Annotated in this window: 20 protein-coding genes and 1 pseudogene; 14 read left to right on the top strand and 7 right to left on the bottom strand. The window is 54.3% G+C overall.

Annotated features, from left to right (window positions below; translation table 11 throughout):
• Window positions 1–263 precede the first annotated feature (263 nt).
• Together NR177_RS23955 and lrp are read right to left on the bottom strand one after the other, a co-directional pair.
• Window positions 264–665, bottom strand: a pseudogene (locus NR177_RS23955) (DNA translocase FtsK 4TM domain-containing protein); the annotation flags it as partial.
• Between the two features lie 229 nt (window positions 666–894).
• Window positions 895–1,389, bottom strand: coding sequence for a leucine-responsive transcriptional regulator Lrp (gene lrp / locus NR177_RS05615; RefSeq protein WP_006118610.1), 495 nt, complete (start codon window positions 1,387–1,389; stop codon window positions 895–897).
• Window positions 1,390–1,921: 532 nt separating this feature from the next.
• Here lrp and trxB point away from each other — a divergent pair.
• From trxB to infA, 5 genes are all read left to right on the top strand, one after another.
• Complete coding sequence (trxB, locus tag NR177_RS05610; RefSeq protein ID WP_063878938.1) at window positions 1,922–2,887, top strand: thioredoxin-disulfide reductase; 966 nt, start codon at window positions 1,922–1,924, stop codon at window positions 2,885–2,887.
• A gap of 136 nt (window positions 2,888–3,023) precedes the next feature.
• Complete coding sequence (gene cydD, locus NR177_RS05605) at window positions 3,024–4,793, top strand: cysteine/glutathione ABC transporter permease/ATP-binding protein CydD (RefSeq protein ID WP_256852442.1); 1,770 nt, start codon at window positions 3,024–3,026, stop codon at window positions 4,791–4,793.
• Complete coding sequence (gene cydC / locus NR177_RS05600) at window positions 4,793–6,523, top strand: cysteine/glutathione ABC transporter ATP-binding protein/permease CydC (RefSeq protein WP_256852441.1); 1,731 nt, start codon at window positions 4,793–4,795, stop codon at window positions 6,521–6,523. Before cydD ends, cydC begins: the two co-directional genes overlap by 1 nt.
• A 33-nt stretch (window positions 6,524–6,556) precedes the next feature.
• Complete coding sequence (aat, locus tag NR177_RS05595; protein ID WP_109717228.1) at window positions 6,557–7,249, top strand: leucyl/phenylalanyl-tRNA--protein transferase; 693 nt, start codon at window positions 6,557–6,559, stop codon at window positions 7,247–7,249.
• 343 nt (window positions 7,250–7,592) lie between these two features.
• On the top strand, window positions 7,593–7,811 hold the full coding sequence (gene infA / locus NR177_RS05590) for a translation initiation factor IF-1 (protein WP_002211347.1): 219 nt from the start codon (window positions 7,593–7,595) through the stop codon (window positions 7,809–7,811).
• An 86-nt stretch (window positions 7,812–7,897) separates the two neighbouring features.
• Here the strand turns inward: infA and clpA are convergent, their stop codons facing one another.
• A complete protein-coding gene (clpA, locus tag NR177_RS05585; protein WP_063878934.1) occupies window positions 7,898–10,174 on the bottom strand; it encodes an ATP-dependent Clp protease ATP-binding subunit ClpA in 2,277 nt (758 codons plus the stop codon).
• 53 nt (window positions 10,175–10,227) lie between these two features.
• The gene (gene clpS / locus NR177_RS05580) at window positions 10,228–10,548 is read right to left on the bottom strand and encodes an ATP-dependent Clp protease adapter ClpS (RefSeq protein WP_063878933.1); all 321 of its coding nucleotides are present in this window, start codon (window positions 10,546–10,548) and stop codon (window positions 10,228–10,230) included.
• Window positions 10,549–10,866: 318 nt separating this feature from the next.
• On the opposite strand from clpS, the gene cspD reads away from it, so the two are divergent.
• The gene (gene cspD / locus NR177_RS05575) at window positions 10,867–11,091 is read left to right on the top strand and encodes a cold shock-like protein CspD (RefSeq protein WP_024470922.1); all 225 of its coding nucleotides are present in this window, start codon (window positions 10,867–10,869) and stop codon (window positions 11,089–11,091) included.
• A gap of 71 nt (window positions 11,092–11,162) precedes the next feature.
• Here cspD and NR177_RS05570 read toward each other — a convergent pair whose 3' ends face one another.
• On the bottom strand, window positions 11,163–12,812 hold the full coding sequence (locus tag NR177_RS05570; RefSeq protein WP_256852440.1) for an ATP-dependent endonuclease: 1,650 nt from the start codon (window positions 12,810–12,812) through the stop codon (window positions 11,163–11,165).
• A 136-nt stretch (window positions 12,813–12,948) separates the two neighbouring features.
• On the opposite strand from NR177_RS05570, the gene NR177_RS05565 reads away from it, so the two are divergent.
• From NR177_RS05565 to ltaE, 3 genes are all read left to right on the top strand, one after another.
• Window positions 12,949–13,848, top strand: coding sequence for a lysine exporter LysO family protein (locus NR177_RS05565; RefSeq protein ID WP_063881142.1), 900 nt, complete (start codon window positions 12,949–12,951; stop codon window positions 13,846–13,848).
• A 122-nt stretch (window positions 13,849–13,970) separates the two neighbouring features.
• Window positions 13,971–15,692 (top strand): ubiquinone-dependent pyruvate dehydrogenase, encoded by a 1,722-nt coding sequence (gene poxB / locus NR177_RS05560; RefSeq protein WP_063878931.1) that lies wholly within the window; start codon window positions 13,971–13,973, stop codon window positions 15,690–15,692.
• 63 nt (window positions 15,693–15,755) lie between these two features.
• The gene (ltaE, locus tag NR177_RS05555; RefSeq protein WP_256852439.1) at window positions 15,756–16,817 is read left to right on the top strand and encodes a low-specificity L-threonine aldolase; all 1,062 of its coding nucleotides are present in this window, start codon (window positions 15,756–15,758) and stop codon (window positions 16,815–16,817) included.
• Between the two features lie 23 nt (window positions 16,818–16,840).
• Here the strand turns inward: ltaE and NR177_RS05550 are convergent, their stop codons facing one another.
• Both NR177_RS05550 and NR177_RS05545 read right to left on the bottom strand, forming a co-directional pair.
• Entirely contained in the window at window positions 16,841–17,665 is an 825-nt protein-coding gene (locus NR177_RS05550) for an N-acetylmuramoyl-L-alanine amidase (protein WP_256852438.1), read from the bottom strand.
• Window positions 17,662–17,982, bottom strand: a complete 321-nt coding sequence (locus NR177_RS05545) for a heavy metal-binding domain-containing protein (protein WP_096012214.1) — start codon at window positions 17,980–17,982, stop codon at window positions 17,662–17,664. Before NR177_RS05545 ends, NR177_RS05550 begins: the two co-directional genes overlap by 4 nt.
• A gap of 105 nt (window positions 17,983–18,087) precedes the next feature.
• Here NR177_RS05545 and NR177_RS05540 point away from each other — a divergent pair, with 105 nt between their 5' ends.
• From NR177_RS05540 to artM, 5 genes are all read left to right on the top strand, one after another.
• Window positions 18,088–18,627, top strand: coding sequence for a lipoprotein (locus NR177_RS05540; protein ID WP_063878928.1), 540 nt, complete (start codon window positions 18,088–18,090; stop codon window positions 18,625–18,627).
• A gap of 238 nt (window positions 18,628–18,865) precedes the next feature.
• Window positions 18,866–19,594, top strand: a complete 729-nt coding sequence (artP, locus tag NR177_RS05535; protein WP_096012212.1) for an arginine ABC transporter ATP-binding protein ArtP — start codon at window positions 18,866–18,868, stop codon at window positions 19,592–19,594.
• A gap of 15 nt (window positions 19,595–19,609) precedes the next feature.
• Window positions 19,610–20,341, top strand: a complete 732-nt coding sequence (gene artJ, locus NR177_RS05530) for an arginine ABC transporter substrate-binding protein (RefSeq protein WP_063878927.1) — start codon at window positions 19,610–19,612, stop codon at window positions 20,339–20,341.
• 6 nt (window positions 20,342–20,347) lie between these two features.
• Window positions 20,348–21,064, top strand: coding sequence for an arginine ABC transporter permease ArtQ (gene artQ, locus NR177_RS05525; protein ID WP_096012211.1), 717 nt, complete (start codon window positions 20,348–20,350; stop codon window positions 21,062–21,064).
• On the top strand, window positions 21,064–21,732 hold the full coding sequence (artM, locus tag NR177_RS05520) for an arginine ABC transporter permease ArtM (protein ID WP_256852437.1): 669 nt from the start codon (window positions 21,064–21,066) through the stop codon (window positions 21,730–21,732). Before artQ ends, artM begins: the two co-directional genes overlap by 1 nt.
• Window positions 21,733–21,842: the final 110 nt, after the last annotated feature.

The raw sequence follows: 21,842 nt of genomic DNA, 5'->3' as shown, positions 1-21,842 counted from the left end.
GCCTTAGCCAGCAGCGGATCGTTCTCATCCAGATCGGGCTGAGCTTTACGCGGTGCGGCAAGCAAAACGTCATCGTCTTCATGCGGCTGAGCGTGAAGGACAGGCACAGCCTCTTCATGATGTTCTGCCTCATCCTCTTCCTGCCAGGGTTCGTCATGGCGTGAACGGTTGCTGGCAAAGGTCAGCACGCCCATGACAACGCCGCCGATTCTTTCCGCAATGGTTAACCATGACCAGCCGGTATAAAGCGTAATCCCGGCAGCCCAGATGCAGAGCAGTGTCAGCGTTCCGCCTGCTGGACTAAACCAGGGCGAAATCGCATTACTGACAAGACTGCCGATGACGCCACCCGAGGCAAAGTACCAGATGTCGTCGGCATTGAGTGCCGCCATACCGCAGGTGGTCACCACCAACGCCAGTACGCCGATTAAGCGTAAACCGATGGCGAAATAGTCAAAGTAGTCCTGATTATCGCGCTGGCGAAACGCTATCCAGCACAGCCCCAAAATCACCGGCGGAATGGCGTACGCCATCACACCAAAGATGAACAGTAAGGTATCAGCCAGCCACGCGCCTACCTTGCCACCAATATTATGGATAGGTTCATGCCAGGCCGTCTGCGACCAGCTCGGGTCGGAAGGATTAAAACTGACGAGGGAAACCATCAGATAGATGGCAAACAACGCCACCAGGATGAGCAACGCTTCCAGCAGACGGCGTCCACTGCTCAGCGACTGTAACGAAACGTCTTTATCTTCTGTGTATTCCTGGCTCAAGAGAACTCTCCAGGTGCCTGTAAAGTAAGAAACAACAGCGCCGGGCTCACCCGACGCTGGTCCTGTATGTATTCACAGGAGTGTACCGAAATTTCACAGGCTTTGCACCTGCCACGCATCAGCGCGTTTTGATCACCAGACGGTTACTCTGTTTGACCTCTTCCATCACCACGTAAGTCCGCGTGTCGTTTACACCTGGCAGGCGCAGCAAGGTTTCACCCAGCAGCTTGCGGTAGGCGGACATATCAGGCACGCGCGTTTTAAGCAGGTAGTCGAAATCACCAGAAACCAGGTGACACTCTTGAGTTTCCTCAAGTTTTTGTACGGCGGCGTTAAATTGTTCAAACACATCTGGCGCGCCACGATTCAGAGTAATCTCAACGAATACCAGTAATGAGGCGTCCAGGTAGTGAGGGTTAAGTTGCGCAGTATAACCAAGGATGAATCCCTGGCGTTCAAGACGACGTACACGCTCAAGACAAGGTGTAGGCGATAATCCTACACGTTTGGAAAGTTCCACGTTTGAGATGCGACCGTCTTTCTGCAATTCATTCAGAATGTTTCTGTCGATCCTGTCGAGGTCTTTACCGGGGCGTTTCTTATTATCTACCATTATTATTGTCTCTCTTAATTCCTTCCCTTTACCTGCCATCCCCTGAAAACGCTCATTGTTCGGGGCATTTTTTGAAGTGAAATAACAAAGTCTGAGTGCGTTCGCACCTATGTGTATGACGTATGACGCATGTTGCCTGTCCACATCATGCGTCATGACCCATATCAGACGACAAAATTCGTTCGGCACATTGCCCAAAACCCGGCGGCAAAACCCGTTTTGTTCCGAAGATGTCATTCGCTTCTTACACTGTTTTCGCAAATGCGCAGGCGATTGTCAAAGTAAAATGTCTAAATTCAGGACAAGATGCCAGACACTTCGCTGGGTCACTGTTTTTAAATGAGTATTTTCGTGCGGCATGGTGCAACGAAATGAATTTTTGCCCCCTTTTGGCACAAGTGACAGGCGAAAAACGTATTCATCGTCTACGCCGTTTACAGCAATCGCCAACAAAAGCGCGCAAGTGTTGTCAATGATGCGGCTTATTCCCTACAATCGCAGACTATGTCAGGCGAATGAAACTGAGGAACGCATGAGTACGGCTAAACACAGTAAGTTGCTCATTCTGGGCTCTGGTCCAGCAGGTTATACCGCAGCCGTCTATGCTGCACGCGCAAATCTGAATCCGGTATTGATTACCGGGCTGGAAAAAGGCGGACAGCTGACCACCACGACGGACGTGGAAAACTGGCCGGGCGACCCGCACGATCTGACAGGTCCGTCGTTAATGGAACGCATGCACGAGCATGCTGAGAAATTTAACACTGAGATCATTTTTGACCACATTCATAGCGTTGATCTGCAGAATCGTCCGTTCCGTTTAACCGGTGACAGCGGCGAATACACCGCAGATGCGCTGATTATTGCCACGGGCGCGTCGGCGCGCTATCTCGGCCTGCCGTCAGAAGAGGCGTTTAAAGGCAAAGGCGTTTCAGCCTGCGCCACCTGCGATGGTTTCTTCTACCGTAATCAGAAAGTCGCCGTTATCGGCGGCGGTAATACGGCGGTAGAAGAGGCACTTTATCTGGCCAATATTGCCGCTGAAGTGCATTTGATTCACCGTCGCGACAGCTTCCGTGCGGAGAAAATTTTAATTGATCGCCTGATGCAAAAAGTCAGCAACGGCAACATCGTGCTGCACACTCATCGCACGTTGGAAGAAGTTGTGGGCGATCAGATGGGCGTGACCGGGCTGACGCTGCGTTCAACGCTGAATGATGAAACGGAAGCGCTGGAGGTTGCTGGCCTGTTTGTGGCCATTGGCCATAGCCCAAACACGGCGATTTTCGACGGTCAGTTAGCGCTTGAGAATGGCTATATCAAGGTGCAGTCAGGACTGCACGGCAATGCCACCCAGACCAGTATTCCGGGTGTGTTTGCCGCGGGTGACGTGATGGATCATATCTATCGCCAGGCCATTACCTCTGCGGGTACTGGCTGTATGGCTGCCTTAGATGCAGAGCGTTATCTTGATGGTCTGGTTAAGAACGATAAGTAAGTTGTTAATAACCTGATCTTAATTGTTTGAGGCGACTGTTTTTCAGTCGCCTTTTTTATTATCACCATGCTAAATTCATGCGCCAGGCGTGAGGGACTTGCCTCATTTCATTTGTCTTCGCCACAGTGGGTTTCGCATGAACAAATCGCGGCAGCAGCACCTTACCCGTTGGCTTCGTCAACAGCGCCATCATGCCGGTCCCTGGCTACGACTTGCCTCACTCTTAGGTTCAGCAGGCGCACTACTGATTATCATGCAGGCCTGGCTGCTGGCTTCGTTACTGCAGGCACTTATCGTCGAGCAGCAAGCGCCGCAATCCCTCCTGCCCCGCTTTATGTTACTGCTGTTGTGCTTTGTGCTGCGCGCGGTGCTGAACTATGCCCGCGAGCAGGCAGGCTTTCGGGCCGGTCAGGCCATCCGCCAGGCACTGCGTAAACAGGTTTTGGATCGTTTATCCGATCTGGGGCCCGCCTGGATACAGGGCAAACCCGCAGGCAGTTGGGCAACACTGCTTCTGGAACAAACCGAAGATATGCAGGCGTACTATGCGCGCTATCTGCCGCAGATGACGCTGGCAGCGGTAATCCCTTGCTGCATTCTGATTACCCTGTTCCCCCTGAACTGGGCCGCCGGATTGATTCTGCTGGCTACGGCACCGCTGATTCCGCTCTTTATGGCGATGGTGGGCATGGGCGCGGCCGATGCTAATCGCCGCAACTTCCTGGCCCTGGCACGCCTGAGCGGTGACTTCCTTGATCGCTTACGCGGGCGGGAAACGCTGCGGCTGTTTCACCGGGCTGATGCAGAGAAGCAGGCAATTGCCGCCACGACGACAGATTTTCGTCAACGGACGATGGAGGTTTTACGCCTGGCCTTTCTCTCCTCCTCAGTGCTGGAGTTTTTTGCCTCATTAGCCATCGCCGTGGTGGCGGTTTATTTTGGTTTCTCGTATCTGGGCGAGCTGCATTTTGGCGATTATGGTAAAGGCGTCACGCTGTTTGCCGGTTTCCTGGTGTTGATTCTGGCCCCCGAATTCTTTCAACCTCTGCGCGATCTTGGCACCTTCTATCACGCTAAGGCACAGGCAATCGGCGGGGCCGATGCCCTTGAGCGGTTTATGCAGGACACTCCGTCGTCAGACAGGGCCTCAGGTAATGTCGCGTTTAGCGCCACTTCGCCGCTGGAGCTGGTTGCTGACAATCTTGTGGTCTGCGCCCCCGGCGGCAAGGTTCTGTGCGGCCCTCTACATTTCACCCTACGGGCAAGCGGGCGCGTGGCGCTGGTCGGCAAAAGCGGTGCAGGCAAAACCGCGCTGTTAAATGCCCTGCTGGGGTTTTTACCCTATGCGGGTTCGCTCAAAGCCAATGGCATTGAGCTTCGCGACCTGGCACGACGCGACTGGCATCAGCATCTTGCCTGGGTTGGACAAAACCCACAGTTACCGGCCGCGACGTTGCGTGAAAATATCGTCATGGACGCGCCCCTGGATACTGAACGCCTGGACAGGTTAACCGCCGCCTGTGGCATCAACGAATTCCTCCCCCGGCTGCCTGAAGGGCTGGATACCGCGCCTGGCGATGCCAGTAACGCGTTGTCCGTGGGACAGGCACAGCGTATTGCGGTAGCGCGAGCGCTGTACAAACCGGCTCAGCTATTGCTACTGGATGAGCCTGCCGCCAGCCTGGATGCGCTCAGTGAACATCACGTTATGCTGGCGTTAAATCAGGCCGCGACGCAGCAAACCACCCTGATGATTACGCATCAGATTGATTCGCTGCAAGACTGGGATGAAATCTGGCTCATGGAGGAAGGAAAACTGGTGCAGCAGGGCCACTGGCAGCAACTTACCTCACAGCCTGGGCCGTTCCGTGAATTGCTGCAACATCGTCAACAGGAGTGCATCTGATGTCTGCTCTGCGTCCTTTTATGCGATTGTGGCTGCGTCATCCCTTCCGGCTGACGCTGGGAATGGTTCTGGCCATCGTCACGCTGTTAGCCAGCATTGGCTTGCTGACCTTATCCGGGTGGTTTCTGGCGGCCTCGTCTGTCGCTGGCGTTGCGGGACTGTACAGTTTTAACTATATGCTTCCCGCAGCAGGTGTGCGCGGCGCGGCAATTATCCGCACGGCGGCCCGTTACTTTGAACGGCTGGTCACTCACGACGCGACGTTTCGGGTGTTGCAACATTTACGCGTTTTCACCTTCAGTCGTTTGATTTCGCTGGCACCCGCTCAGCTTGCAGCCTTTCGTCAGGCGGATCTGCTCAACCGTTTTGTCGGTGATGTCGACACGCTGGATCATCTCTATCTGCGGGTAATCTCACCGCTGCTGGGTGCGTTTATCGTCATTGTGGTGGTGACGGTCGGTTTAAGCCTGATTGACCTGCAACTGGCTCTCACCCTGGGCGGCGCCCTGCTCGCCCTGCTCTGCATCTTGCCACCGCTCTTTTACCATCTGGGTGCACCGGCGGGCGTTGCGATTACCCGTCAGCGTTCGCACTGGCGCGTGCAGTTAATGCACTGGCTGGCAGGCCAGGCTGAACTGACGTTATATGGTAACGCTGCAGTCTGGCGCACCAGACTCGACAGCTGTGAACAACAGTGGCAGGAGGCGCAGCGTCAACAAGAGCGTTTACAGGCGCTGGCGCAAAGTCTGTTACTGATATGCAGCGGCATGACGGTTACTGCGCTGCTCTGGCTCAGCGCAGAGAGCATTGCGCAGCAGCAACTTCCCGGGCCATTCATTGCGCTGGTGGTATTTTGTGCCCTGGCCGCTTTTGAAGCCCTGGCCCCTGTCGCGGGCGCATTTTTGCCGCTGTCTCAGGTGATAACGGCGGCCCAACGCGTCAATGAAATTATCGAACAAACACCAGCGATTGTTTTTCCCTCTAAAACTGTTATCCCTTCTGGTGCATTACACGTAAGCCTACAGGCGCTTGATTTTTGCTATCCGGGACGCTCTGAAAAAGTGTTGAATCAGTTTTCATTAAGCATTGAGGCGGGAGAACACGTTGCGCTGCTCGGACCGACCGGCTGTGGAAAATCGACATTGCTTGGGCTGCTTACGCGCGCCTGGGATAGTCAGCAAGGTGAGATTAGGTTAAACGCAGTTCCCCTTACTGAGTGGGATGAGGCGCAACTCCGGCAACGCATCAGCGTTGTCACCCAGCGTGTTCATCTGTTCAGCCAGACCCTGCGTGACAATTTATTGCTGGCCTGCCCCAACGCCAGCGACGAAACACTGACTGCGGCATTGATGCAGACTGGTCTGCAGACCCTGCTGGATAACGAGGAAGGATTAAATGCCTGGCTGGGCGAAGGCGGTCGTCCGCTGTCTGGGGGCGAACTGCGACGTCTGGCGCTTGCCCGTGCCCTGCTGCATAACGGCGACCTGTGGCTATTGGATGAACCAACGGAAGGCCTTGATGCGGCGACCGAGCAGCATATTCTCGCCTTGCTGCAGCAGCTTACGGCAGGCAAAACCGTCATTATGGTCACTCACCGTCTGACAGGCCTGGCGCAGATGGACAGAATTTGCCTTATGGACAGCGGCCGAATCATTGAGCAGGGAAATCATTCCGAATTAGTCGCAAAAGGTGGACGTTACTGGCGTTTCCAGCAACGCTTTGCGTTATAGTTTCGTGCAAAAGCTGATGGATAACGTAACGCGATGAGACTGGTTCAACTGTCACGGGAATCGTTGCTCTTTCCTCCCCCGGAAATGGCCCTGCGCGAGCCCAATGGTCTGCTGGCCATGGGCGGCGATCTTTCGCCTGCCCGTCTGCTCAGCGCCTATCAGCAAGGTATTTTCCCCTGGTTTTCGCCGGGCGATCCGATTCTGTGGTGGTCACCCGATCCCCGTGCGGTGTTGATCCCTGAACATTTTCATCTTAGCCGCAGTATGAAACGCTTTCATCAGCAGTCGCCTTATCGCGTCACCATGAACGAAGCCTTTGCTGATGTCGTTGAGGGCTGTGCCATGGGCCGCGAAGAAGGAACCTGGATCACCTTTGAGGTGAAACGCGCATGGCTGAAACTCTATGAGCTGGGCCATGCTCACTCCATTGAAGTCTGGCGCGGGCAACAGCTGGCAGGCGGCATGTACGGGCTGGCACTGGGCCAGATATTTTGTGGTGAATCCATGTTCAGCCTGCAAACCAATGCTTCAAAAACCGCACTATGGGTTTTTTGTCAGCATTTCATTAAGCACAAAGGACGCCTGGTGGATTGTCAGATACTTAATCCCCATACGGCATCGTTGGGCGCGGTCGAAATCCCGCGTGAGGCTTACCTGGAATCGGTAAAAAACCTGTCATCTCAACCCGTTGACAGCGGCTGCTGGCTCAATCAGACCCTTTTTTAAAGCTCGCGCAGATGTTTTGCACACACAAAGTCGGTTAAGTGCTATAATAGCGGCGTTTGGTATGTCGTCCGCGCTTGAATTTCAAGCCGGAATTGCCAGGCTGGGAATCTCATCGCACTCTCGGGACTGTTTCAATCGTGCGCGTGTTACCGGTTGATTCAGATTCTTAGCCCGCTAATCCCCCGCAGACGTCACATAAACACCCTAATTTAACCGACATGCTCGCGTTATAAGCGAAGCACGGCGATGCGTTGGCTTTATTGCCGACGGTTCTTTACATAACTCGTTGAATTGGGCATTATCTTGCCGGTTCAACTGAAAGGTAGTACACCCAGAGGATTCGATGGCCAAAGAAGACAATATTGAAATGCAAGGTACCGTACTGGATACGTTACCTAACACCATGTTCCGCGTAGAACTTGAGAACGGACACGTGGTTACCGCTCATATCTCCGGTAAAATGCGTAAAAACTACATCCGCATCCTGACGGGCGACAAAGTGACTGTCGAGCTGACCCCGTACGACCTGAGCAAAGGCCGCATTGTCTTCCGTAGTCGCTGAGTTGCGTTGATGCTATTGCCTCCAGCCGAGGCAATAAAAAAAAGGCCGGATATTATCCGGCCTTTTCTCTTTCCGTCACACAGTGCTTAGTGCACAGTGCCTTCCGCTTTACGTTTTTGCGCACTCAGGAAGTGATAAGTTAACTGGCCTTTCTCTTTATCCAGTGCAACCGATACTGAACCCCCTTCCACCAGCGAACCAAACAGCAGTTCATTGGCCAACGGTTTCTTCAGGCTTTCCTGAACGGTACGCGCCATTGGACGTGCACCCATCGCTTTGTCGTAGCCTTTCTCTGCCAGCCAGTCACGCGCTTCATCACTGACCTCAAGTGAAACGCCTTTAGCATCCAGTTGGGCCTGCAGTTCAACGATAAACTTGTCCACCACCTGATGAATGACTTCGGCCGACAAGTGGCTGAACCAGATAATGTTGTCCAGACGGTTACGGAATTCAGGCGTAAAGATTTTTTTAATCTCTTCCATTGCGTCAGTGCTGTTGTCCTGATGAATCAGGCCAATAGATTTACGCTCGGTTTCGCGCACGCCAGCATTGGTTGTCATCACCAGTACCACGTTGCGGAAATCCGCCTTGCGACCGTTGTTATCGGTCAACATGCCGTTATCCATTACCTGCAGCAACAGGTTAAACACATCCGGATGCGCTTTCTCAATCTCATCCAGCAGTACGACGGCATGAGGATGTTTGATCACCGCATCAGTCAGCAGACCACCCTGATCAAAGCCAACATAGCCCGGAGGCGCACCAATCAGGCGGCTGACGGTGTGACGCTCCATGTACTCGGACATGTCAAAACGCAGCAGTTCAATCCCCAGCGCTTTCGCCAGCTGAACGGTAACTTCGGTTTTACCGACGCCCGTTGGACCAGCAAACAGGAATGAACCCACCGGTTTGCGATCCTGTCCCAGACCTGCACGGCTCATCTTGATCGCTTCGGTCAAGGCTTCAATGGCATTATCCTGACCAAACACCAGCATTTTCAGGCGGTCGCCCAGGTTTTTCAGCGTATCGCGATCGGTGGCGGACACGCTCTGCTCCGGAATACGCGCGATACGCGCGACCACGGTTTCAATATCAGCCACATTTACGGTTTTCTTGCGTTTGCTGGCTGGCATCAGGCGTGCACGGGCACCCGCTTCATCGATAACGTCAATGGCTTTATCTGGCAGATGGCGATCGTTGATATATTTCACCGCCAGTTCGACTGCCGCACGCACGGCTTTCGCGGTGTAACGAACGTCATGGTGCGCTTCATATTTGGTTTTCAGGCCGTTAAGAATCTGTACCGTTTCTTCTACCGACGGCTCGGTAATGTCGATTTTCTGGAAACGGCGCGCCAGGGCGCGATCTTTTTCAAAGATGTTGCTGAATTCCTGATAGGTCGTGGAACCCATCACGCGGATTTTACCGCTAGAAAGCAGTGGCTTAATCAGGTTGGCGGCATCGACCTGCCCACCCGATGCTGCACCCGCACCGATGATGGTGTGAATCTCATCAATAAACAGGATGCTGCTGTTATCCTGCTCCAGCTGTTTTAACAGGGCTTTGAAACGTTTCTCAAAGTCGCCACGGTACTTAGTGCCCGCCAGCAGAGAGCCGATATCCAGAGAGTAGATGGTGCAGTCCTTCATCACCTCAGGCACGTCACCCTGCACAATGCGCCAGGCTAAACCTTCCGCAATGGCTGTTTTACCGACACCGGATTCCCCCACCAGCAGCGGGTTATTTTTACGGCGGCGACACAGAACCTGAATAGTGCGTTCCAGCTCTTTGTCGCGACCAATCAGCGGGTCAATTCCGCCAACGCGAGCAAGCTGATTAAGATTGGTGGTGAAGTTTTCCATACGTTCCTCCCCGCCTGCTTGCTCTTCGTTAACCGGGTTTTCAGCACCAGGTGCCTGGCCAGGTTCGTCTTTACGCGTGCCGTGAGAGATGAAATTCACCACATCAAGGCGGCTGACTTCGTGTTTGCGCAGCAGGTAAGCCGCTTGCGACTCTTGCTCGCTGAAAATGGCAACCAGTACGTTAGCACCGGTAACTTCACTGCGTCCGGATGACTGAACATGGAAAACCGCACGCTGTAGTACACGTTGGAAGCTGAGCGTCGGTTGCGTATCACGCTCTTCTTCGCTGGCAGGCAGCACAGGCGTGGTCTGTTCAATGAAGGCTTCGAGTTCCTGCCGTAGAGCCACAATGTCCACCGTACAGGCTTCCAGTGCCTCTCTGGCCGACGGGTTACTGAGCAACGCCAGTAACAGATGCTCGACGGTCATAAACTCATGACGGTGCTCACGCGCTCTGGCGAAAGCCATGTTTAAACTGAGTTCCAGTTCTTGATTGAGCATTAGGCACCTCCTCCAGTTAATCGCTCTGACCTGCTTCCTGTATGGAGAGAGGCTCAGGCTTTTTCAAGCGTACACAGCAACGGATGATGATTGTCCCGCGCGTAATTATTCACCTGCGCCGCTTTGGTCTCAGCGACCTCTGCGGTAAATACACCACAGATTGCTTTACCGTGGTAGTGAACTTTCAGCATCAGTTGCGTTGCACGTTCAATATCATAAGAAAAGAACTTTTGCAGAACGTCAATAACAAATTCCATAGGTGTATAATCGTCATTATTCAGAATGACTTTATACATGGAAGGCGGTTTTAACCCTTCGCGTACTTTTTCGTCGGCCAAGTGTTCAAAATTTAGCCAGTCATTTGTGTTTGCCATAGTGTTCCGTTGTGATTCTGTACATCGTCATCAAATCCAGGGTCATCTGTAGAGTTTAACACGTGTGTCAAGTGCACTGTCGCTAATGCATTCTCAGGCAAAAAACCCTGCACGCGACCTGTATCACAAAATTTCAAATAGCGTTAACTACCTCAAATTTTGATGATTTTTTCCCCACGTTGCCCGGTGCTTTGCTTGACGACCGTGGCAGTTTCTCTACATTCTACCTTCATAAGCTGATTGAGTTTTAATCAAACCCGACTCACGGCTTCAGTGACCTCACCTACTTATAAAATGTCTTGCGAGGGAAGTAAAAGCATGGAGACAGGTACCGTTAAATGGTTCAATAACGCCAAAGGTTTCGGCTTTATCTGTCCAATCGGGGGCGGAGAAGATATCTTCGCACACTACTCAACGATACAGATGGATGGTTACAGAACGCTAAAAGCGGGCCAGCAGGTTCATTTTGACGTTCATCAAGGCCCTAAAGGCAACCATGCCAGTCTGATTGTACCTGTTGAAGTGCAACAGGCCGTAGCCTGAGATCCCCCCAACGTTGGACCGCTCCGTCAAAAATGCCAGCCTGCCGCGCTGGCATTTTTACGCTGTAACCCCTATCCCGCTTTGCCCTGCGCCAGGGTAATCACCTGGGAAAACATCTCCCGCAGGCGTTCCGGGATTGCCTCGCTGCCGCATTCGGCTGCTGCCATAGCGACCGTGATAGCCAGTTCAGGTTTTGATGCACGATGAATAGCTTTGGTAATAATACGCCTGGGATTAACAGGTACGTTTAACGGCAGGTGCGCTGCCTCATGATACACATCACTAAAGCCATGTTGGTAAAGGAACTGCTCCATATCCGCCGCCGGGAGCTGCGTCAGGTGATGCTTCTCGACATCATGAGGCTGGAGCTGGCTGCGCGCCGTGGCTGCATATTTTTTCCCTGCCATATCCCCGTCAGTCAGCACATGCCAGGCAATGCCCATACGTCGGGCAAATTTTAACAGCGGTTTTAGCCCGGACTGTGCAAACTCAATGACTTTAATTCCTTCAGCGGCGAAGTGAAAGCCGCATTGTCGCGCCATTTCGTTAATGATCCAGACTTCGGTTTCACCTTCAACCAGAAGCCAGCAGCGGGCAAACAGGGCTGAAGGCCGGTTGACTTTAATATGGAAGCCGATGCGGCGGCTCTCTTCCGCACTCAGCCCTTCGGGACCAATGCGCCATGCGGCCACGCGCGTTGGCTCACGTACCAATCGGCAAACGTTCTCCACCGCGACCTGAGAAAGCAGCTCTCCAGAATTGGTCGTCGCAATCTTCTGTAACGGGAGCAACGTGAGAAGGTTCCATGCTACGGATAACATGATGGGATGCAGCCGGGTTTCCGGATCTTCAATCAGCAACAACGGCCGGGCGCCCGGTGCCAAAGGTTCGCTTCCTCGCGCCTGGACCAGCAAGCTAAACATGCGTAATAAAATAAGTTGGCGGCTGCGGACGTCCGTGGCGGCAATCAGGTGATTCAGCTGGTCCAGTGAACGCCAGCCCTGAATACCGTCACGTGATTGTGGATCGACGCGGTGCATCTGTCCGCCATTCTCAGGATGCTGAACCAGAAAGTAGTGTTCCATCAGCTGCTGCATGGTCTGTAATCCCTGACGCAGCATGTCATTACTCAATTGCTGTGGATGCTGTTCCAGATCCCGAGTCAGTTTATCCAGCTCTTTCGCCAGTTGATTCAGGGTGGACAGACGGGCATCAATACCGCTTTCGACCGGGCGAACACGTCGGCTAAAACGTGCATCGCGCAGCCGTAATACTGGATTCATGCGCAGCAGATAACTTATCGCCGCCGCACTTCCCTCTTCCGCTAGCACATGACCATGGCTATCGATAAAGCGCCGTGTTGAGGTGATCTGGCCGTCACGTCGCCGGGCGTGCACGCTGTAACTCAGTCGGCGTTGTCCCTGTTCGGCGGGTTGCCAGAACGGCTGTAGCAGGTCGCTGTTTTCCGCGTCGTCATCCCTGAAGTGGAAAACGACCGACAGGCGATGAACCCGATCGTCGACTTCGCCCGGCGTAAAGTGAAAATCGTCAGGAGAAAACACATACTCGCGCGAGTGGGGCGACAGCAGCAGGCTGAGCGCGTCCAGCAAACTGGATTTACCCCAGGCGTTTTCGCCAATCAGCAGGTTTATACGCGTCAGGGGTAAAGAGAGCTGATTAATGCCGCGAAATCCCCGGATATCGATATGTTCCAGAATCATAGCGTTTTTATCCTCTTTGTTGTCCGCAGAATGAAGCGGCTTCATCAGGCGGTCAAGTCACTTTGTTGTAAGGGTTTACTCACCCGGGCTTTTTCGCTAGCGTGTCGAGACTTTCGACATGGACGAACCGATCAATATGTATTCCGGACTCTTAATTATCCTGTTGCCCCTGCTGGCAGGCTGGCTGTTACCGCTTCGACACGTGACGTTTCTCAAGGCCGTCAACCGACTGTTAGGCTGGATGGTCTACGTCATTCTGTTTTTTATGGGCATCAGCCTGGCCTTTCTCGATAATCTCAGCAGCAATCTGCTTACGGTGTTTTATACTGCGGCAGTAACAGCGACATGCATTCTGCTATGTAACCTGCTGGCGTTGCATTGGCTGGAGCAACGGCTGCCCTGGCAGCACAGTCACAAACCGCAAAAGCTTCCTTCACGTCTGCATATGGCGCTGGAATCACTGACGTTATGTGGTGTGGTTGTCGTAGGCTTTGCGCTGGGCCTGACCCAATGGCCCTGGCTGCATCATGCCGCCGCCGCCAGTGAATATGCATTAATCTTTCTGCTCCTGCTGGTGGGCATTCAGCTGCGCGGTAGTGGGATGACGTTGCGCCAGATGGTCTTAAACCGTCGTGGCATGATGGTCGCGCTCGCGGTGCTGCTCAGTGCGCTGCTGGGGGGAATGATCGCGGCTCTGGTACTGGGACTGCCGCTGAAAACCGGGCTGGCCCTGGCCAGTGGCTTCGGCTGGTACTCTTTATCGGGGATTCTGATGACGGAAGCCTTCGGCCCGGTAATTGGCAGCGCCGCCTTCTTCAACGATCTGCTGCGAGAGCTTATCGCGATTATGTTGATCCCTGCGCTGATCGCCCGTCACCGCAGTACTGCACTGGGCTTATGCGGCGCAACCTCTATGGATTTTACCTTACCGGTTTTGCAACAGGCAGGCGGTACAGAAATCGTCCCAGCCGCGATTGTGCATGGCTTTGTCATGAGCCTGCTGGCACCGGTACTCATCGCCCTGTTCTCCGCCTGACCGTCCAATTCAACTTTTGATGCAATTTTTTACGGTTGAGTTGAATCAGCGTCGTCTACGCTTCTTTGAGTTGTTTGATTCTGCTATCCCCTGGATGGCGACGGATTACCAAGGAGAAGAAGATGAAACAAACCGTAGCGGCGCTGGTGGCCAAAACCCTGGAAAACGCCGGCGTAAAACGTATTTGGGGCGTCACAGGTGACTCACTAAACGGCCTGAGTGACAGTCTGAACCGAATGGGCACCATTGAGTGGATGCCAACCCGACATGAAGAAGTGGCTGCCTTCTCGGCAGGCGCAGAGGCGCACGCCAGTGGCGAACTGGCGGTGTGCGCCGGCTCCTGTGGTCCCGGTAACCTGCATTTAATTAACGGGCTTTTTGACTGCCACCGCAACCGGGTGCCCGTACTGGCGATTGCCGCGCATATTCCCTCCAGCGAAATCGGCAGTGGTTATTTTCAGGAAACCCATCCTCAGGAGCTGTTCCGCGAATGTAGCCACTACTGCGAGCTGGTGTCGAATCCCGAGCAACTGCCACAGGTGCTGGGCATTGCCATGCGGAAAGCCATTCTGAATCGCGGCGTATCCGTGATTGTGCTGCCCGGTGATGTGGCGCTGCAGCCAGCACCGGAATCCGCACGCGCAGACTGGTATCCGCCGCAGTTGCCGGTCGTGCTACCGTCCGCCGATGAGCTGTCTACCCTGGCGCAAACCCTGAACGGCGCGACCAATATTACGCTGATGTGCGGCAGTGGTTGTGCGGGTGCACATCGTGAAGTCGTCGAGTTGGCGGCGATGCTGAAAGCGCCAGTTGTGCATGCGCTTCGCGGTAAAGAGCACATCGAATACGACAATCCCTATGATGTCGGCATGACCGGGCTGATTGGTTTCTCCTCAGGCTTTCATGCCATGATGAATGCGGATACCCTGGTGCTGCTTGGTACCCAGTTCCCTTACCGCGCCTTCTACCCTGAAAAAGCGAAAATCATTCAAATCGATATTAACCCCGGCAGCCTGGGCTCGCACTGCCATGTGGATCAGGCCTATATCGGCGATGTCAAAACCACGCTGCGTGCTCTGCTGCCCAAACTGCAGGTCAAAACCGAGCAGCGTCACCTGGACAGTGCACTGAAGCATTATGCCGAGGCGCGTAAAGATCTGGATTCGCTGGCAACAGCCAATGATGACCAGCCGATTCATCCGCAATATGTGGCACAACAAATCAGTGAGCTCGCCGCCGACGACGCGATTTTCACCTGCGATGTGGGAACCCCAACCGTGTGGGCAGCACGCTATTTGAAAATGAACGGTAAACGCCGCCTGCTGGGTTCCTTTAACCACGGTTCAATGGCAAACGCGATGCCACAGGCGATGGGCGCACAGTCACTTAACCGTGACCGCCAGGTCGTGGCGCTATGCGGCGACGGCGGGTTCAGTATGCTGATGGGCGATTTCCTGACTGTTGCCCAGTTGAAGTTGCCGGTAAAACTGGTGATTTTCAACAACAGCTCTTTGGGCTTTGTCGCCATGGAAATGAAAGCGGGCGGTTACCTCACCGATGGCACCGACCTGCACAATCCTGATTTTGCCGCCATTGCTCAGGCCTGCGGCGTGAAAGGCATTCGGGTGGAGAAAGCCTCCGAGCTGAATGGCGCGCTGGAACAGGCCTTTGCTCACGATGGCCCGGTCCTGGTGGATGTGATTACCGCGAAAGAGGAGCTGGCGATGCCGCCAGAGATTAAGCTGGAGCAGGCCAAAGGGTTCAGCCTGTACATGTTGCGCGCCATCATAAACGGTCGCGGTGACGAAGTACTTGAACTGGCAAAAACTAACTGGCTGCGGTAAAACAGATGGATGTTACAGGCGGGCTCTCCGCCCGCCTGGCTTTCCGCTGCCCAGGAGCACAATGTGATTGATCTACGCAGTGATACCGTAACCCGTCCCAGCGCTGCCATGTTACAGGCGATGATGACAGCTGAAACCGGCGATGACGTTTATCGGGACGATCCCACCGTTAACGCACTTGAAGCCGAAGCGGCACGACTGAGCGGCAAAGCCGCTGCGCTGTTTTTGCCAACCGGTACCCAGGCCAACCTGGTGGCGTTAATGAGCCACTGCCAGCGTGGTGAAGAGTACATTGTGGGCCAGCAGGCACATAACTATAAGTACGAAGCGGGCGGCGCAGCGGTGCTGGGAAGCATTCAACCCCAGCCCATTCTGGCTGCCGCCGATGGTAGCTTGCCGCTGGATGTGGTGGCCGAATTTATCAAACCCGACGATATCCATTTTGCGCCCACCCGACTGCTTAGCCTTGAGAACACCCATCATGGCAAAGCCCTGCCTGCAGCCTATCTGGAGCAGGCGTGGCATTTCACCCGCGAGCATAAGCTGGCGCTGCACATTGACGGGGCGCGTATTTTTAATGCCGTCGTGGCGCAGCAAACCACCCTTGAAAACCTTGCCCGCTATTGCGATACGTTAACCATCTGCTTGTCGAAAGGCCTGGGCGCGCCCGTGGGTTCGCTGCTCTGTGGCGATGCGGATTATATTGAACGTGCGCGCCGCTGGCGCAAGATGACAGGCGGCGGTATGCGCCAGGCTGGCGTGCTGGCCGCGGCTGGGCTGTATGCGCTGCAACATAACGTTGCGCGTTTGCAGACCGATCACGAGAATGCCGCCTGGCTGGGACAGGAGTTGCAAAAAATCGGCGTCGAGGTGACCGAGCAGCAGACAAATATGTTGTTCGTGCGCGTGCCGTCAGACCAGGTTAACGCGCTGGGACAGTGGATGAAATCCCATGATGTCCTGATGAGCGTTGGTCCCGTCACCCGAATCGTCACCCATCTGGATGCTGAGCGCCCGGTGCTGGAAAAGGTACTGGGCTACTGGCGGGCGTTTTTAGCGCAGCATCGTCCCGATGCCGCCGTCAACACACCTACCCTGTCGGCGTCCCCTTACGCGGGTCGCTAGATCGGAAGCGCAGTAACCGCCGGTTATTGCGCTTCCCCATATTTTTCCAGCAGCGCCTCCGCAATCGCCAGCGTTTCAGCATCCGCGAACCCCTGATAGTGAGCAGGACGGAAATGCATCTGAAAAGCCGCAATCAGGTTCTGTTGCTCACGCGCCGTCATTCCTTCAGTTACCTGATAGCCGTAACGCTGCAAACGATCAAGCAGGAGGGGAACCGGAACGGCGGCTTCACGATCTTGCCCGGCTAAGTAAAAAGCGACGCGTTGCGGATCGGGCCATGCCCCGATGCCCTGTTCAGCCAGCTGCTGCCACGGAAACTGCGGGCCTGGGTCCTGTTTACGCTGAGGGCCGATATCACTGTGGCCCACGATATTTTCTGGCGCAATACCATAACGTCGGGTGATGTCGTTGATGAGGGCGATGAGGGCGCGGATTTGCCCAGGCGGAAAAGCTTGCCACGTCAGCCCGGTGAGCGTCCGGCGATAGCCGTTATTGACCAGCTCGATACCGACGGATGTGTCATTGATGCGGGTTGCGCCGCGCCAGAAACTTGGCCCGGCGTGCCAGGCCAGGTCCGTCTCCGGTACCAGTTGCCAGATAATGCCCTGGCCCTTACGCTGCGGCGGCTGACGGGGAATAAGATAATGGACGCTGACCTCACGATCGGTCAGCGTCGCCAGAGAAGAGGAAAAATCCTCGGCGGTATAATGTATCACCACCACTTTAACCCGTGGTCGTGCGCCCTGAGCAGGGTGACGCAGATCGACCCAGTAGCCTGGTCGCGATTCTATGCCCGACTGACAGCCCACCAGCAGCCAGACCGTCAACAGCAGCAGCAGCCGTTTCAACGAATAATAACCGCCGTGCCCGTCACGCTCACCATCAGCATACTGCTGTCTTTACCCACGGTTTCGTAATCGATATCTATGCCGACCACCGCATTGGCCCCCAGCGCGTTGGCCTGCTCTTCCAGCTCTTTGAATGCGATCTCCCGCGCCTTGCGCAGTTCTTTTTCATAAGCGCCCGAGCGGCCGCCAACGATATCGCGGATACCGGCGAAAAAATCGCGGAAAATGTTAGCACCGAGAATCGCTTCCCCGGTCACCACGCCACAGTAATCCGTAATACTGTGGCCTTCCAGCGTGGGCGTCGTCGAAAATTTCATCCTGTTCTCCCGTTGCGTAAACCGACCAAAGGCTCTTTCACCTAAAAGCAGAACTATACTCTATGTTAAAAAGGCACCTTGCCAGAGAACAATAAGGAAATCGAGATGAGAAACAAAGGTTTTGCGCTTTTGCTCCCGGCCGCGCTACTGCTGAGTGCCTGTACGACAGTAGAGCCGGTAACCAAGGATAATGGCCCACGAACCGCCCCTTGCATTGAAGGCGGCCCGGATACCGTGGCACAAAAGTTCTATGATATGCGGATTGAACATCCTACCTCCGGTCTGCCTGATAGCACGACACTGGCAAACTATCGTCCCTACCTGAGCGAAGGGCTTTATCATTCGCTTCAGGAAGCGAGTCAAAGCCAAAATGCCGCCAAATGGCGCAACGGCGATGTGTTCTCCAGCCTTGCTCAGGGGCCCGCTCAGGCTGACGTTGCCGATGCATCAACCATCCCGAACCGGGATGCCCGCAATATTCCGCTACGGGTAAAAATGAGCCGCGACAATAAGCAGTGGCAGGATGAAGTGCTGATGATCCACCAGGGCAGTTGCTGGGTGGTGGACGATGTGCGCTATGTCGCAGAGGGATCGCATCCCGCAGGCGGTTCGCTGAGCCAGATGCTTGAAAAGGCGAAAAAATAACCCCTGCTCATTCTCACGTCTGATTCACTTTCACGTCTGAAAGCGCCGACCTGAAGGCCGTGCGTTTTCAGACGGCATCCTGTCTGCTTTCCAGAAACGCCTGCCGGTCACCTCACAACATCTTGTGCTAATCTTTTGGGTGTTTACCGCTTATTCGTAAATTTTAAGCCACCTTAATTGCATAACTATTTTGGTGACGTTAAAATCCGCAAAACTAATAGCTATTCAAAATTGGCGCATGAGTATTCAACTAAACGCGATTAATTGTTTCTACGGTGCTCATCAGGCGCTGTTTGATATCAACCTGGACTGTCCGCAGGGCGAAACGCTGGTGCTGCTTGGCCCAAGCGGCGCAGGCAAAAGCTCGCTGTTGCGTGTGCTGAATCTGCTTGAGCATCCCCGCTCCGGTCAGTTGCACATTGCAGGTAATGATTTCGACTTCAGCAAAACCCCTTCTGAGGCCGCGATACGTGAACTGCGTCAAAACGTGGGAATGGTTTTCCAGCAGTACAATCTCTGGCCGCACCTGACCGTGCTGCAAAACCTGATGGAAGCCCCCTGCCGCGTACTGGGTTTAAGCAAAGCCGATGCCCGGGCCAGAGCCGACAAACTGCTCGATCGCCTGCGTCTCACCAGCTACAGCGACCGCTTTCCTCTGCACCTTTCTGGCGGACAGCAGCAGCGCGTTGCCATTGCCCGCGCGCTGATGATGGAGCCGCAGGTGCTGTTATTTGATGAACCTACCGCCGCGCTTGATCCCGAGATCACCGCACAGATCGTCAGTATCATTCGCGAACTGGCGCAGACCCAGATTACCCAGGTGATCGTCACCCATGAAGTGGAAGTGGCACGTAAAACGGCCAGCCGCGTGGTGTACATGGAAAACGGTCACATTGTGGAACAGGGCGATGCCAGCCGCTTTACACAGCCGCAAACCGAGGCGTTTGCACACTATCTTTCGCACTAAGTCAGGATGCTAACAATGAAAAAAGTCGTACTTGCTGCACTGCTTGCCGGATTAAGCCTGAGCGCTTCCGCTGCCGAAACCATTCGTATTGCTACCGAGGCTTCCTATCCTCCTTTTGAGTTTGTTGATGCGAATAACAAAATTCAGGGCTTTGATGTCGATCTGGCTAATGCGCTGTGTAAAGAGATGGATGCGACCTGTACGTTCACCAATCAGGCTTTCGACAGCCTGATCCCCAGCCTGAAATTTCGCCGTTTTGATGCGGTGATGGCCGGCATGGACATTACGCCTGAACGTGAAAAGCAGGTGCTGTTCAGCAAACCTTACTATGACAACTCTGCCACCTTCGTTGCGCAGAAAGGCAAAGTCGCCAGCATTGAAGCGCTGAAAGGCAAGCGCGTTGGCGTACAGAACGGGACGACCCATCAAAAATACCTGACAGATAAGCATTCGGATATTACCGTGGTGCCCTACGACAGCTACCAGAATGCGGTGCTGGATCTGAAAAATGGCCGCATTGATGCCGTTTTTGGCGACAGCGCGGTCGTCAACGAGTGGCTTAAGCAGAACGCAAACCTGGCCCCGGTGGGTGAGAAAGTGACCGATAAAGACTATTTCGGAACCGGTCTGGGCATTGCCGTTCGTCAGGGAAATACTGAGCTGCAAAGCAAATTCAATGCCGCGCTTGATAAAATCAAAGCCGATGGCACCTACAAAACCATCTACAGCAAATGGTTCCAGCAGTAATTTCTGATGAATGAAATAATCCCGCTTGCAAGCGCCGCCGGTATGACCGTCGGCCTTGCTGTTTGTGCCCTCATCGCTGGCCTGGTGCTGGCGATGATTTTTGCCGGCTGGGAGTCAATGCGGCTGAAGCCGCTGGCATGGATCGGTACCGCTCTGGTCACGCTGATTCGCGGCCTGCCGGAAATCCTGGTCGTGCTGTTTATCTACTTTGGCGCATCACAGGTGTTACTGACCTTATCCGATGGCGTTGTCCTGAACTTCGGCTTTTTCAGGCTGCCGGTTCAGATGCAGATTGAAAATTTTGACGTCAGCCCGTTTCTCTGTGGCGTGATAGCGCTGGCGATGCTCTATGCCGCCTATGCGTCGCAAACGCTGCGCGGCGCGCTGAAAGCCGTGCCGATTGGGCAGTGGGAATCAGGCCAGGCGCTCGGCATGAAAAAGTCAGCGATTTTTGTCCGCCTGATCATGCCGCAAATGTGGCGTCATGCGTTGCCAGGCCTGGGAAACCAGTGGCTGGTGTTGCTGAAAGATACCGCACTGGTGTCGCTGATTAGCGTTAACGACCTTATGTTGCAGACCAAAAGTATCGCGACCCGAACCCAGGAACCTTTCACCTGGTTTTTAGTGGCGGCGGCCATTTACCTGCTGATCACGCTGTTCAGTCAGGCCGTGCTGCGTCGAATTGAATTGCGCACTACCCGTTTTGAGCGGGGGGACCGCTGATGCTGCACTATCTACCCGAACTGTTGAAAGGGCTGAATACCAGCCTGAGCTTAACCGCCGCTTCCCTGGTGACCGCGCTGCTGCTGTCGCTGATGTTTACCATCGTGCTGGCCTTGAAAACGCCGCTGTTTTCGCCGCTGGTAAAAGGCTTTATTACCCTGTTTACCGGCACGCCGCTGCTGGTGCAGATCTTCCTGATCTATTACGGGCCGGGGCAGTTTCCTAGCCTGCAAACGGTGCCCTGGTTATGGCACCTGCTGTCGCAGCCATGGCTGTGCGCCATGCTGGCGTTGTCACTCAACAGCGCGGCCTATACGACGCAGCTGTTTTACGGTGCCGTTCGGGCGATTCCTTCTGGTCAGTGGCAGTCCTGTGAAGCGCTGGGCATGACGCCCCGGCAAACCCTGCGTATTCTGCTGCCTTATGCGTTTAAGCGTGCGCTGTCTTCCTACTCCAACGAAGTGGTGCTGGTGTTTAAAGGCACATCACTGGCGTTTACTATTACGCTGATGGAGGTGATGGGGCATGGTCAACTGCTGTATGGCCGAACCTATGACGTCACGGTTTACGCGGCTGCCGGGCTGATTTACCTGTGTGTTAACGGTCTGCTTACCCTCATGATGCGCCTGATTGAAAAACGCGCCCTGGCGTTTGAACGGCGGAATTAATCCTTCGGCAGGGCAACCTGCCTGATTAATTTTATAATCATATTTATTGCATAAAAATTCATTTACTGGCATCGTGTGGCGCATTCACTTGCTGTGTTATTGATGGCTAA

It is taken from the genome of Pantoea sp. Fr+CA_20 (assembly GCF_024520835.1).
GTDB classification, from domain to species: domain Bacteria; phylum Pseudomonadota; class Gammaproteobacteria; order Enterobacterales; family Enterobacteriaceae; genus Pantoea; species Pantoea allii.
The sequence above is the reverse complement of the archived record's forward strand: the minus strand, read 5'-3'. Positions and strand labels throughout refer to the sequence as shown.

Coding starts and splice junctions, on each gene's coding strand:
- lrp (WP_006118610.1), bottom strand. CDS start 1,389: ATGGTAGATAATAAGAAACGCCCCGGTAAAGACCTCGACAGGATCGAC.
- trxB (WP_063878938.1), top strand. CDS start 1,922: ATGAGTACGGCTAAACACAGTAAGTTGCTCATTCTGGGCTCTGGTCCA.
- cydD (WP_256852442.1), top strand. CDS start 3,024: ATGAACAAATCGCGGCAGCAGCACCTTACCCGTTGGCTTCGTCAACAG.
- cydC (WP_256852441.1), top strand. CDS start 4,793: ATGTCTGCTCTGCGTCCTTTTATGCGATTGTGGCTGCGTCATCCCTTC.
- aat (WP_109717228.1), top strand. CDS start 6,557: ATGAGACTGGTTCAACTGTCACGGGAATCGTTGCTCTTTCCTCCCCCG.
- infA (WP_002211347.1), top strand. CDS start 7,593: ATGGCCAAAGAAGACAATATTGAAATGCAAGGTACCGTACTGGATACG.
- clpA (WP_063878934.1), bottom strand. CDS start 10,174: ATGCTCAATCAAGAACTGGAACTCAGTTTAAACATGGCTTTCGCCAGA.
- clpS (WP_063878933.1), bottom strand. CDS start 10,548: ATGGCAAACACAAATGACTGGCTAAATTTTGAACACTTGGCCGACGAA.
- cspD (WP_024470922.1), top strand. CDS start 10,867: ATGGAGACAGGTACCGTTAAATGGTTCAATAACGCCAAAGGTTTCGGC.
- NR177_RS05570 (WP_256852440.1), bottom strand. CDS start 12,812: ATGATTCTGGAACATATCGATATCCGGGGATTTCGCGGCATTAATCAG.
- NR177_RS05565 (WP_063881142.1), top strand. CDS start 12,949: ATGTATTCCGGACTCTTAATTATCCTGTTGCCCCTGCTGGCAGGCTGG.
- poxB (WP_063878931.1), top strand. CDS start 13,971: ATGAAACAAACCGTAGCGGCGCTGGTGGCCAAAACCCTGGAAAACGCC.
- NR177_RS05545 (WP_096012214.1), bottom strand. CDS start 17,982: ATGAAATTTTCGACGACGCCCACGCTGGAAGGCCACAGTATTACGGAT.
- NR177_RS05540 (WP_063878928.1), top strand. CDS start 18,088: ATGAGAAACAAAGGTTTTGCGCTTTTGCTCCCGGCCGCGCTACTGCTG.
- artP (WP_096012212.1), top strand. CDS start 18,866: ATGAGTATTCAACTAAACGCGATTAATTGTTTCTACGGTGCTCATCAG.
- artJ (WP_063878927.1), top strand. CDS start 19,610: ATGAAAAAAGTCGTACTTGCTGCACTGCTTGCCGGATTAAGCCTGAGC.
- artQ (WP_096012211.1), top strand. CDS start 20,348: ATGAATGAAATAATCCCGCTTGCAAGCGCCGCCGGTATGACCGTCGGC.
- artM (WP_256852437.1), top strand. CDS start 21,064: ATGCTGCACTATCTACCCGAACTGTTGAAAGGGCTGAATACCAGCCTG.